15 protein-coding genes are annotated in these 12,393 nt (G+C 39.2%); 14 read left to right on the top strand and 1 reads right to left on the bottom strand.

Translation table 11 applies throughout. From position 1 onward, the window contains the following. The 4 genes from FIU87_RS11725 (at position 1) to FIU87_RS11710 (ending at position 3,072) form a co-directional block, all read left to right on the top strand. Positions 1-798, top strand: coding sequence for a menaquinol-cytochrome c reductase cytochrome b/c subunit (locus FIU87_RS11725; protein WP_152444770.1), 798 nt, complete (start codon positions 1-3; stop codon positions 796-798). A 70-nt stretch (positions 799-868) separates the two neighbouring features. Beyond that, positions 869-1,465 (top strand): lipoprotein heptaprenylglyceryl N-acetyltransferase LhaT, encoded by a 597-nt coding sequence (locus FIU87_RS11720; protein WP_152444769.1) that lies wholly within the window; start codon positions 869-871, stop codon positions 1,463-1,465. Between the two features lie 59 nt (positions 1,466-1,524). Next, a complete protein-coding gene (locus tag FIU87_RS11715; protein ID WP_152444768.1) occupies positions 1,525-2,325 on the top strand; it encodes a sporulation protein YpjB in 801 nt (266 codons plus the stop codon). Between the two features lie 66 nt (positions 2,326-2,391). Beyond that, a complete protein-coding gene (locus FIU87_RS11710) occupies positions 2,392-3,072 on the top strand; it encodes a zinc metallopeptidase (RefSeq protein WP_152444767.1) in 681 nt (226 codons plus the stop codon). Between the two features lie 235 nt (positions 3,073-3,307). On the opposite strand, the gene FIU87_RS11705 is transcribed toward FIU87_RS11710, so the two are convergent. Beyond that, positions 3,308-4,183 (bottom strand): YitT family protein, encoded by an 876-nt coding sequence (locus FIU87_RS11705; protein ID WP_152444766.1) that lies wholly within the window; start codon positions 4,181-4,183, stop codon positions 3,308-3,310. Between the two features lie 156 nt (positions 4,184-4,339). Between FIU87_RS11705 and FIU87_RS11700 the strand changes: the two genes are divergently transcribed. The 10 genes from FIU87_RS11700 (at position 4,340) to panD (ending at position 12,290) form a co-directional block, all read left to right on the top strand. Continuing rightward, positions 4,340-4,660, top strand: coding sequence for a nucleotide pyrophosphohydrolase (locus FIU87_RS11700; RefSeq protein ID WP_152446525.1), 321 nt, complete (start codon positions 4,340-4,342; stop codon positions 4,658-4,660). Position 4,661: 1 nt separating this feature from the next. Continuing rightward, entirely contained in the window at positions 4,662-5,468 is an 807-nt protein-coding gene (dapB, locus tag FIU87_RS11695; RefSeq protein ID WP_152444765.1) for a 4-hydroxy-tetrahydrodipicolinate reductase, read from the top strand. 13 nt (positions 5,469-5,481) lie between these two features. After that, positions 5,482-5,907 (top strand): methylglyoxal synthase, encoded by a 426-nt coding sequence (gene mgsA / locus FIU87_RS11690; RefSeq protein ID WP_152444764.1) that lies wholly within the window; start codon positions 5,482-5,484, stop codon positions 5,905-5,907. Next, the gene (gene bshB1, locus FIU87_RS11685) at positions 5,894-6,601 is read left to right on the top strand and encodes a bacillithiol biosynthesis deacetylase BshB1 (protein ID WP_152444763.1); all 708 of its coding nucleotides are present in this window, start codon (positions 5,894-5,896) and stop codon (positions 6,599-6,601) included. The genes mgsA and bshB1 overlap by 14 nt, the downstream gene beginning before the upstream one ends. Next, on the top strand, positions 6,602-7,741 hold the full coding sequence (gene bshA, locus FIU87_RS11680; RefSeq protein ID WP_152444762.1) for an N-acetyl-alpha-D-glucosaminyl L-malate synthase BshA: 1,140 nt from the start codon (positions 6,602-6,604) through the stop codon (positions 7,739-7,741). Between the two features lie 22 nt (positions 7,742-7,763). After that, entirely contained in the window at positions 7,764-8,972 is a 1,209-nt protein-coding gene (locus tag FIU87_RS11675) for a CCA tRNA nucleotidyltransferase (protein ID WP_152444761.1), read from the top strand. Positions 8,973-8,974: 2 nt separating this feature from the next. Beyond that, a complete protein-coding gene (locus FIU87_RS11670; protein WP_152446524.1) occupies positions 8,975-9,931 on the top strand; it encodes a biotin--[acetyl-CoA-carboxylase] ligase in 957 nt (318 codons plus the stop codon). A gap of 261 nt (positions 9,932-10,192) precedes the next feature. Beyond that, positions 10,193-11,026: a 3-methyl-2-oxobutanoate hydroxymethyltransferase gene (panB, locus tag FIU87_RS11665; RefSeq protein ID WP_152444760.1), complete on the top strand. Its 834-nt coding sequence runs from the start codon at positions 10,193-10,195 to the stop codon at positions 11,024-11,026. 1 nt (position 11,027) lies between these two features. After that, a complete protein-coding gene (gene panC, locus FIU87_RS11660) occupies positions 11,028-11,891 on the top strand; it encodes a pantoate--beta-alanine ligase (RefSeq protein WP_152444759.1) in 864 nt (287 codons plus the stop codon). Between the two features lie 15 nt (positions 11,892-11,906). Next, positions 11,907-12,290: an aspartate 1-decarboxylase gene (gene panD, locus FIU87_RS11655; protein WP_152444758.1), complete on the top strand. Its 384-nt coding sequence runs from the start codon at positions 11,907-11,909 to the stop codon at positions 12,288-12,290. Positions 12,291-12,393: the final 103 nt, after the last annotated feature.

Raw genomic sequence — 12,393 nt, 5'->3', positions numbered from 1 at the left:
ATGCATAGAGGAAAAGGGATGAAATTTGTTGGTGACTCTCGTGTCCCAGCAACTCGAAAACCTAATATTCCAAAAGATTATTCCGAGTTTCCTGGTAAAACGGAAGCTTTCTGGCCAAACTTCTTACTGAAAGAATGGATGGTTGGAGCAGTATTCTTAATTGCGTTCCTATGCTTAACAGTGGCACACCAATCTCCACTTGAACGTGTAGCAGACCCTACTGATACTGCGTATATTCCATTACCAGACTGGTACTTTTTATTCTTATATGAATTACTTAAATATCGATTCGCTGCTGGGGATTACACACTTGTTGGTGCAATCATTATGCCAGGTCTTGCTTTTGGTGCCCTGTTACTTGCTCCATTCTTGGATCGTGGACCAGAGCGTCGTCCAAGCAAGCGTCCGATTGCAACCGGTTTGATGTTACTTGGTATCGCTTCTATCTTCTTCTTAACTTGGCAGTCTGTAGATTCTCATGACTGGGAAGCAGCTGCAGAGCAAGGGGAAATCACAGAAGAGATTGATGTTGAAATTGATATGGAAGCAGAAGGCTATGCTGTTCTGCAAGATAATACCTGTCTTTCTTGTCATGGTAATGACCTTCAAGGAAACCCAGGTATGGCACCATCTCTAATTGACAACCCTAACTACGCATCTGAAGATTACCAAAAAATTGCTAAAGAAGGTATTGGTGAAATGGGAGCCGGTATTTTCAAAGGCAACGATGAGGAACTTAAGATTCTTGGGGATTATTTAGTTGAAATGAATAAGCTTGCTGCTGAAGAAGCAGAGTAAATGAAAGCTGGCTAATTTAGCCAGCTTTTTTTATAATGGAAGCTATTAATCGATAAAGTGAGGAAGTAGAATGATTGCATGGTTTATTCATTTATTAAAGACACCAATCTTACTTTGGTTGGTTTTCATCATTAATCTATTTGGAACAATCTATGGGTATATTTGGTATGAGGTCCAGTTAGTAAAAACACCGGCAATCTTCTTAGTTTTTGTACCAGATAGTCCAACAGCAAGCCTCTTCTTTTGCTTCGTGTTAATTGGATTTATTCTCAAGAAAAATTTCCCTTTAATGGAAGCGTTGGCAACTGTCACACTTGTTAAATATGGAATTTGGGCAGTTGTCATGAATATTCTAACATTAATGGAAACAGGTTATCTGCCAATTGAAGGGTACATGTTAATATTTTCCCATGGTGCGATGGCGGTTCAAGCTGTGCTATATAGTCCTTATTATCGATTTAAAGTTTGGCATCTTATTGCTGCGGGAATTTGGACTTTACATAATGATGTAATTGACTATGTATTTGAGATGATGCCCCGCTATGGAAGCTTGATGCAGTATCTACCGCAAATTGGATATTTTACGTTTTGGTTGAGTATTTTCTCTATTACAGTAGCCTACTACTTTGCAATCAGACCAAACCGATACAAGTTATCGTTAGATTAATGTTCTAACCTTGTCCAACTCCTCATAACATTTAGTATTGAATATGGGAGGGACATGGGATGATTCAAAAGCTGTTACTGGTCATTATACTATTCATTACATTATGGACTCCGATAAATGGACAAGCACACTCTCATGAAGAGGAAGTTCAATCGTTAATGTTAAATTTTATTATGGATGATGCATTATGGTTGGCGCAAACAGAAAGGTATATAGAGGCACATCATTTATTGGAAATTTTTTCAGAGGAGTTCACGAAAATGATGGCAGAGAATCCTCAGCTTCAAATGGCGGAGGTGCGAATAATCTCTGTTGCACATCAACAAACCTTAGCTTCCCTTTCTGATACCACTCTACCTCATGAGGAGAAAATAAGACAGCTAAAAAAAATGAGGCTAGTTGTAGATGCCATGACATCAAAGTATCAGCCAATGTGGGTAGCAATGGAAGATCCTATTATCATGACGTTCCAACAATTAAAAGACACAATAGACACTAGAGATGCAGCATCCTATCAGCAGATGTACCAAAGATTGCTGCTTGAATATGACATGATACACCCGAGTGTCAGAATGGATATTAAGCCAGAACAAATCCAAAAGGTGGATGCTCATATGGAGTATCTTGATAAAAATAGAGATGCCCTCCTGGCACATTCAGAGGAATTCAATGATGTAGAGGTCATTGAGGCAGATTTAAAAGCGCTATTTAAAGAATTTAAAGAAGATGAAACAGATCCAGCCCTACTTTGGGTCATGATTTCAACTGGGAGTATCATCTTATTGACTCTCTTTTATGTTGGATTTCGAAAATATTTCGCTGCAAGAAGGCTGGAATTACGAAAAAAGCAAAAAGATTGACAGGGATAAAATACAGACAATAAAATAATCCTAATAAGACTACTGATGAAGCAGGAGGACTTACTAATGGGATTAGGAATGTATCTTATCTACTTTGCTGTATTATTAATTGTACCTCTTTGGGCACAGTCCCGGGTAAAGAGCGCTTATAAGAAATATTCAAAGGTAGCATCTTCCTCAGGAATGCCTGGAGCAGAGGTTGCTAGAAAAATTTTGCAGGACAATGGAATTTACGATGTGAAGGTAGAAGAGACACGAGGTCACCTTACGGACCATTATGATCCGAGATCCAAAACGATTCGTCTCTCTTCCCATAACTATCACGGTCATTCAATTGCTGGTGCTGCTATTGCAGCTCATGAGGTTGGACATGCGATTCAAGATAATCAGGACTATGCATTTTTACGCTTTCGACATACCCTTGTTCCATTTGCAAGCCTTGGCTCTAATATGTCATTCTTTATCATTTTCGCGGGTTTAATTTTTGGTATTAGTAACCTTATTCTGCTTGGCATCATTTTTATGGCAGTAGCGGTTCTATTCCAGTTAGTGACGTTGCCTGTTGAGTTTGATGCCTCAAATAGGGCAATGGACCAAGTGGTGGCTCTTGGTATTATTAACAATAATGAAGAGAGAGAAACGAAGAAGGTACTTAATGCAGCAGCTCTTACGTATGTTGCAGCGGCGGCGGTTGCTGTGGCGGAGCTGACCAGATTTATTCTCATCTACCTTGGAAATCGTGAATAAACTAGCTCTTTTCTAAAAGATTGTTGCTATTAACCCGGAAAAAGTAGGCTTTAAGGCTTTTTCCAATCTGCATCCTAAGAAAAGTTGCCACATGTTTAAATCTTGTTTCACGAAAAGAGCACGACAGCAACGTTGATTACGGGTGTCTTAACTATACGCAGTAGCAACAAAGTTTACGAAAACAGCCATAAACTAAAAGCCCAATTCCATCCGAATTGGGCTTTTTAAATGCCATTTATCTCTCTAGAGGATTTTTGTTTTCATCTAGTGTAAAGCCTTCTCCAAGCACATCATGTACGTCACTTACCGCAACAAAAGCATGTGGATCCACAGATGTGATGACATTTTTTAGCTTTACAATTTCATTTTTCGCGACTACGCAATACAACACGTTTCGCTCCATCTTCGAGAATGAACCAACACCCTTTAGAATGGTAACACCACGATCCATCTCCTGATGCACTTTTGCAGAAATCTCTTCATGCTTATTGGAAATTATCGTAGCACCCTTTGCTGCATATGCTCCTTCTTGCATAAAATCAATGACACGAGCGGCAATAAAAACGGCGACTAATGTGTACATGGCTTCTTGATAAGATAAATACATGATAAGGGATAGAATAATGACAACTGCATCAAATAAGAACATTGTTTTCCCCATACTCCAGCCAACATACTTGTGAGCAAGCCTCGCAATAATATCGACTCCTCCAGTTGTGCCACCATATCGGAAAATAATTCCTAATCCAATACCGATAAACACACCAGCAAAAAGAGCAGCAAGTGTCATATCATCGGTTAAAGGTGGAAACATTAAAGGAGTTCTTTGAAACAGCCACAAAAATAAGGACAAACTAAAGGTACCTATTAAAGTATAGATAAAGGTATTGCGTCCAAGCAGCTTCCAACCGATAAAAAATATCGGTATATTTAATATAAGATTGGAATAGGAGGGGTCGATGTTGAACATGAAATATAACAACAAGGTAATTCCTGTAAATCCACCCTCCGCCAGGTTGTTTTGCATATTAAAATTTACTAATCCGAATGCAAAAATAGCCGAACCAATAAGAATATAAATAATGTTTGTAACTTTTAAGCCTTTTAACATAAGGAACCTCCTGATATCTCAATAGAATGCAACCACTCCATTATAATAGACAGAAAGAAGAGAAGTAAATATAATATTAAAGCTAAAAAGTTTGTCAAATCACGGTCTTTTAGCTAACATAATAAGGTGAGGTGACGATTGGTGAAGGATAAAACGATGCAACAGCTTCAAAAAGAAGTAGACGACTATATTTCTCAATTTAAAGAAGGATATTTCACTCCACTTGCCATGTTAGCGAGAATGACAGAGGAGCTTGGAGAGCTTTCCCGTGAAGTTAACCATTACTATGGTGAAAAACCTAAAAAAAATACGGAAAAAGAAAACACAGTAGAAGAGGAGCTTGGTGACATGCTTTTTGTGATGATTTGCTTTGCTAACTCTTTAAATATCAGTTTAGAAGAGGCACATAACCGAGTGATGCATAAATTTCAAACAAGAGATAAAGACAGATGGACGCGTATCGGAGAGGGTGAGTAAAATGAAAGATACCATTAAAATTATACTAGCAGGACCTCGAGGCCGCATGGGGCGAGAAGCAGTGGACCTTATACATAGAGAACCGCATTTTGAGTTGGTTGCATGTCTTGACCGTATGAATGAAGGAAAGCAGTTGTCTGAAGTGGAAGGTTTCCCAGCAATTAATGCTCCCATTTATAAAGACCCATTAACTTGTTTTACAGAAGTAAAAGCAGATGTGCTTATCGACCTTACCACACCTGAAATCGGAAAAATACATACTAAGCTTGCAGTGGAGCATGGAATTCGTCCTGTAGTTGGAACAACTGGCTTTACAGAAGAGGAATTAGAAGCATTAACAGAACTTGCAGATGAAAAAAAGGTCGGAGTCATTATTGCTCCTAACTTTGCAGTTGGTGCCATATTAATGATGAAATTTGCTCAAATGGCAGCAAAGCATTTTCAAGATGTAGAGATAATGGAACTGCATCATGACCGTAAGCTTGATGCTCCTTCTGGTACGGCCATTAAAACAGCAGAATTATTGTCTAAAACAAGAGAACCAAAACGTCAGGGGCATCCAGAAGAAGAAGAAGTTATTAACGGAGCACGAGGAGCAGAAACAAAGGATGGCATTCGTATACATAGTGTTCGTCTTCCAGGTCTTGTTGCTCACCAAGAGGTTCTTTTTGGCGGAGAAGGACAGTCTCTATCCATCAGACACGACTCCTATAATCGTGCAAGCTTCATGTCAGGAGTAAAACTAGCTGTAGAAACAGTAATCAATTTAGATGTTTTAGTCTATGGACTAGAAAATATTATCGAATAAGGGGGAGAAGTCCATGAAGATTGCTTTAATCGCACATGATAAGAAGAAGCCTGACATGATACAGTTTGCCACGGCTTATAAAACGATTTTGGAAGACCATGAGATCTTTGCAACCGGAACCACGGGTTTACGAATTTCTGAAGCAACAGGCTTACATGTTCATCGTTTTCAATCTGGACCGCTTGGTGGGGATCAAGAAATAGGTGCATTGATTGCACAAAACAAAATGGATTTAGTTATCTTCTTCCGAGATCCGTTAACTGCTCAGCCGCATGAACCAGATGTAACCGCTCTATTAAGGCTTTGTGATGTATATGCCATCCCTCTTGCTACGAATATGGGTACTGCCGAAGTATTGATTCATGGACTGTCTAGAGGGGAGCTTGCCTGGAGGAATATCGTACACGGCAGCAAAGGAAATAACCATGAAGGCTCTTGATATCCTAGCGTTTGGTGCTCACCCTGATGATGTGGAGATAGGCATGGCTGGTACCCTTGCAAAATACAAAGAGCAAGGGTATACAACAGCAATATGCAATTTGACCATGGCCGAAAAATCCTCCAACGGAACCGTGGAAACACGTCAACAAGAGGCAGAAGTTGCAGCGAAGATTTTAGAACTAGACGATAGAATCCAGTTAGCCCTTCCTGATCGAGGTCTGTTCCTTCAAGATGATTTCATAAAGGAAATTATATCTGTAATTAGAAAATACAAACCGAGGATTGTGTTTGCACCTTATCATGTGGATCGCCATCCAGACCATGGGAATTGTGCAAAGCTTGTAGAGGAAGCTGTATTTTCTGCGGGAATAAAAAAAATGAAAGATGATGATAACCTTCCTGCTCACAAAGTAGAAAAAGTGTTTTTTTATCAAATAAATGCCATGCATCATCCACAATTTTACATAGATATAACGAATCAGATACATAAAAAAATTAAAGCATTATCCTCATACAAAAGCCAGTTTGAGAAGTCACCTGATGGGGAGGACACGCCTTTAACAGATGGATACGTAGAGGCTGTTGTTAGCAGGGAGCGTGCCTATGGAAAACAAATAGGCTCTAGTTATGCAGAAGGATTTTTTTCGAAAGGTCCAATAATACTTAATAAAGATATACTAGGTGGGATTTAAGTGAAATTAAAAATAGGCATTACCTGCTACCCAACTGTAGGGGGATCTGGGGTAATTGCAACCGAGCTTGGCAAATTGTTGGCGGAAAAGGGACATGAGATCCATTTTATTTCCTCCAGCATGCCGTTCCGATTAAATAAAGTTTATAGCAATATTTATTACCATGAAGTTCAAGTTAACCAATATTCAGTTTTTCAATATCCTCCTTATGATCTCGCGCTAGCAAGTAAAATGGCCGAGGTTGCCAAACGAGAGAAGCTAGATATACTCCACGTTCACTACGCGATTCCGCATGCTGTTTGTGCCTATCTTGCAAAAAAAATGCTGAATGATTCATTAAAAATTGTGACAACCCTTCATGGGACAGATATTACGGTTTTAGGCTATGATCCTTCCTTAAACGATATGATTCGTTTTGGTATTGAGGGCTCAGATGAGGTGACCGCCGTTTCTGAATCTCTTGTACAACAAACCTATGATTTATTACAGCCTCAAAAAGCGATTAGAACGATGTATAATTTTATCGATGAGCGTGTGTATTATAAAAAGGATACAGCTGATTTAAAAGCACAATATGGCATTAAAGAGGAAGAGAAGGTCATTATTCACGTCTCAAACTTCCGAAAAGTCAAAAGAGTGCAGGATGTCGTGCGTTCCTTTGCATTAGTTGAAAAAGAAATCTCAGCTAAATTATTATTAGTGGGAGATGGACCTGAAATTTCGGTAGTCTGTAATTTAGTACGAGAGTTAGGCATTCAGGATAGGGTATTGTTTCTAGGCAAGCAGGAAAATCTAGAAGACCTCTATTCCTTTAGTGATTTGATGCTATTGTTGTCTGAAAAAGAAAGTTTTGGCCTTGTTTTGCTTGAAGCGATGGCGTGTGGAGTCCCTTCCGTTGGAACAAAGATTGGCGGGATACCAGAAGTGATCGAGGACGGAAAAACTGGATTTATTAGTGAGGTCGGAGATATTGAGGACATCGCGATGAATGCAATTAAGATTCTAAGTGATTCTACTCTTCATAACACCTTTGCGTCAAACTCTATTAAAAGAGTGAAAGAACATTTTAGTTCCCAAAGTATTGTTAGTCAATATGAAGACCTATATATGCACCTAGTTAACCGAAAAGAACCAGTGTAATCGGAAAGTGGAGGTTAGAGCAATGGATAAGGCTTTTCAGCAGGGTATTACCATCATCAAGCAGTTAGAAAATAATGGCCATGAAGCGTATTTCGTTGGTGGAAGTGTCCGTGATACGTTGATGAAAAGAAATATTGGAGATATTGACATCGCAACCTCTGCGACCCCGAAAGAGATACAGGAAATCTTTCCGAAAACAATCGATGTTGGTGCAGAGCATGGAACCATCGTTGTCATGTTAGATGAACATGATAGCTTTGAAGTAACCACTTTTCGTACCGATGGCGAATATACAGATAAAAGGCGTCCAGATCAAGTTACCTTTGTAAAAAATCTTGAAGAAGATTTAAAACGAAGAGATTTTACCATGAATGCGATCGCCATGACAAAAACAGGTAGAATTATTGATCCTTTTGGTGGCCAAGAGGATATTAGAAGAAAAGTGATACGAACCGTTGGAAAAGCTTCAGATCGCTTTCAAGAGGATGCTTTAAGAATGCTTAGAGCAATCCGGTTTATCAGCCAGCTTTCTTTTTCACTAGAAGTAGATACCTTTTTAGCGATAAAACAAGATTGTGCACTTATAGAACATGTATCGGTAGAGAGAAAAACCCTTGAAATGGATAAACTTTTAGAAGGACAAGGATATCATTATGGCATGAACTTACTTGTAGCATCTGGGCTTTATCAATACCTTCCCGGCTTGAGAATGAAACAAGATCAACTATTAGAGCTTGCTGACAAAGACAGATATGCGTCTAGCAGGTCTGCCAAATGGACCATTCTATGTGCTGGTCTTGAAATTTTAGATGTGGAAGAATTTTTGCAAGAGTGGAAGCTTCCAAAGAAAATAATCAAAACAGTGTCAGAAAATATTCTGTACATAAAGTTGGTCCAAGAAGAAGGTTGGACAAAGGAGCTACTTTACCGAGCAGGATTAGATCAAGCTTTAGAAGTACATCTTGTACTTGTAAAGCTAGGGTTGGATGAGGCTTGCTCAAAAGAAGAAATTTTGGAAATGATTCAAAGTTTGCCTATAAAAAGTCAGCAGGACATTGTCATTAATGGGAATGATGTTTTGCAACTTGCAGAGAAAAGACGAGGAAAGTGGATGTCACAGTTAGTTCAGGATATGGAAAGGGCGCTGCTCTATCAAGAAGTGTTAAATGAGAGAGCGGCTTTAAAGGAGTGGGTTAAAGAGTGGCTACAGAAATACGAACAAAATTGTTAAAAATGTTTACAGAAATAGAAGGCGAATTTTTGTCAGGTCAAAAGATAAGTGAAGAACTTGGCTGTTCGAGAACTGCTGTCTGGAAACATATTGAGGATTTGCGTCACGAAGGCTATGAGTTAGAGGCTGTTAGAAGAAAGGGCTATCGCATCCATAAAATTCCCGATAAGATATCCCTTAACGAAATTTCATTAGGTTTAAAAACAAACACATTAGGTAGGAAGATTCATTTTGAGGAATCAGTAACATCCACACAAAAAATAGCGCACCAGTTGGCCTATGATGGTGTTCCAGAAGGTACCCTCGTTGTTTCAGAGGAGCAAACAACAGGAAGAGGAAGATTAAACAGAGCTTGGTACTCTCCTAAATACACAGGAGTATGGATGAGCTTGATTCTCAGACCAAATCTTCCACCTGCCAAAGCCCCCCAGCTCACCCTTTTAACTGCTGTTGCCATTACACAGGCTATTGAAGAAGTAACAGGATTACGTCCAGACATTAAATGGCCAAATGACATTCTAATAAATAAAAAGAAAACAGTTGGAATACTAACAGAAATGCAAGCAGAAGCGGATAAAATTAACTCTGTCATCATTGGGATTGGCATAAATGTCAATCAAACCAAGAATCATTTCCCACAAGAACTACAAGATATTGCTACATCTCTTTCCATTGAACGAGGAGAGAGTGTAAATCGAGCAAAGCTTATTCAAACCATCCTGTTGAAATTTGAAAATCTTTATATGAGCTACCTCGTGCATGGATTTTATCCAGTTAAGCTACTTTGGGAGTCTTACGCCATCAGCATCGGTAAAAGAATCATTGCACGGACGATTACCGGTACTCTAGAAGGTCTTGCAAAAGGCATTACAGAGGAAGGGGTCTTAATGCTAGAGGACGATGATGAAAAAATCCATTTTATCCATTCCGCTGACATACAATTAGGGGAAGATAGCTAAACGGAACTTAGTCAAAAAAGATGGCATCTTTCCCACAAATCTTTTATAATAAAAGCGACGGGCAGTATCTTCTAAAAGAACTGCACCAGTTGTTACACCCTATTTTTATAAACCATATATCTGCCTTGATCCAAAGGACTAGGACAGAGGGATTGAACTGAACCTTTAACGTATTATTATACACTCTATCCTTCTTTCGTTTGTGAAAAGAAGGATTTTTTTCGGTTCATTTCCTCTCCTTAATTAAAAGGAGGAAGGAAAATGAAAACAACGTCAGATTTTTTAAAGATGAAAAAAAACGGGGAAAAGATTACGATGATCACAGCATACGATTATCCATCTGCTAAGCTGTCTGAACAAGCAGGAGTGGATATGATTCTTGTTGGTGATTCCTTAGGCATGGTCGTTCTTGGATATGACTCGACAGTACCTGTAACAATTGATGATATGATTCATCACACAAAAGCAGTAAGACGTGGGGCTCCATCAACTTTCACGGTTACAGATATGCCATTTATGAGCTATCATCTTTCTATGGAAAATACGATGACCAACGCAAAACGAATGGTGCAAGAATCAGGAGCTCATGCCCTCAAAGTGGAAGGGGGAGGCGATACCATTCACGTCATTTCCTCTCTGACATCTGCTGGCATTCCGGTGGTTGGTCATTTAGGATTAACTCCACAATCTGTTGGTGTGCTTGGTGGCTATAAGGTACAAGGAAAAGATATAGAAAGTGCAAAGAAAATGATTCAGGAAGCAAGAAGGACGGAAGAAGCTGGTGCGATGGCTCTTGTTCTAGAGTGCGTGCCTCAACAGCTAGCCAAAGAAATTGCTGATCAGCTGACGATTCCCGTTATTGGCATAGGTGCTGGCGCAGGTGTTAATGGACAGGTTCTTGTTTTTCATGATGTTATAACCTATGGTGTGGAACGTGTGCCGAAGTTTGTAAAAACGTATGCAGATGCTCAAACACCAATTAAGGATGGCATTATGAATTATGTTACGGAAGTTAAATCATCGGCATTTCCTCAAGAAGAGCATAGCTTTAATATGAAAGAGGAAACCTTGCATAGATTATACGGGGGAGCATGAAGTGAAAGTAATTAACACGATTACAGAAATGCAAAATGTAAGCAAAACAGAAAAAAGAAATGGTAAAAAGATCGGCTTTGTTCCAACAATGGGGTTTTTACATGAAGGGCATCAGGAATTGCTAAAACAAGCAAGAGAGACAAATGATATTGTCGTGCTCAGTATTTTCGTCAACCCTTTACAATTTGGTCCGAACGAAGATTTTGATGCCTATCCTCGGGACTTTGAGCGTGATGAACATATTGCTGAAAAATTAGGCGTAGATTTCCTCTTTTACCCATCAATTGATGAGATGTATCCTGGGGATAGAACGACTGTTATTAAAGTGGAAAAAAGAGTGGATGTTTTATGTGGGAAGCACCGACCGGGCCATTTTGATGGTGTTGCTACAGTGGTGATGAAACTGTTTCAAATCGTACAGCCGCATTACGCTTATTTTGGCATGAAGGATGCTCAACAGGTAGCCGTCATTGAAGGGCTAGTAAATGATTATCATCTAGATGTAGAAATCATTAGAGTAGCTACGATAAGAGAAAAGGACGGGCTTGCGAAAAGTTCACGAAATGTCTATTTGCGTTCAAATGAACGTCAGGAAGCAAGCCGCCTTTATCACGCATTAACCATAGCAAAAGAAATGATGGTGTCAGGAAAGAAACAGGAAGATATAAAAGCTTATGTTAGAGATTCTATACAACAACACACCTCAGCAGAAATGGAATACGTGGAGATTTATGCTTATCCTGCCTTGGAGAAAATGGAAAACCTTAATCAACATACAGACATCATTATTGCCATTGCTGCAAAATTTTCAAAAGCAAGGTTAATTGATAATATTGTATTCCATCCAACAGAGACCAAGCAATAAAGGGGAGAAGATAGTATGTTCAGAACATTAATGAATGCAAAAATACACCGTGCACGAGTGACAGAATCTAACCTAAATTATGTAGGAAGCATCACAATAGATGAGGATATTCTAGATAAGGTAGGTATGGTTGCCAATGAAAAGGTGGCAATTGTCAATAACAATAATGGCGCCCGTTTTGAGACGTACATTATTCCAGGGGAAAGAGGCAAAAAAGAATTTTGCCTAAATGGAGCTGCTGCTAGATTAGTTCAGCCAGGTGATGTTATTATTGTCATTTCATATGCCATGATGGCGGAGGAAAAAATAGCGTCGCATCAACCGAAAGTCGCAGTGATGAACGAACAAAACGAAATTGTGGAGATGCTGGGAACAGAACCGGCTGCTACCATAAAGTAATAACCATCCCCTTTCTATCACAGGCAGAAAGGGGTTTTTCTTTTTTGTTTTGGAAAATATAAGGAGGAACAATATTACTTGAAAAGATTTGATGCTTTTTTTA

This window comes from Bacillus sp. THAF10 (genome assembly GCF_009363695.1).
Classification (GTDB): Bacteria; Bacillota; Bacilli; order Bacillales; family Bacillaceae_I; genus Sutcliffiella_A.
This window is presented reverse-complemented; position numbering and strand designations above follow the sequence as displayed.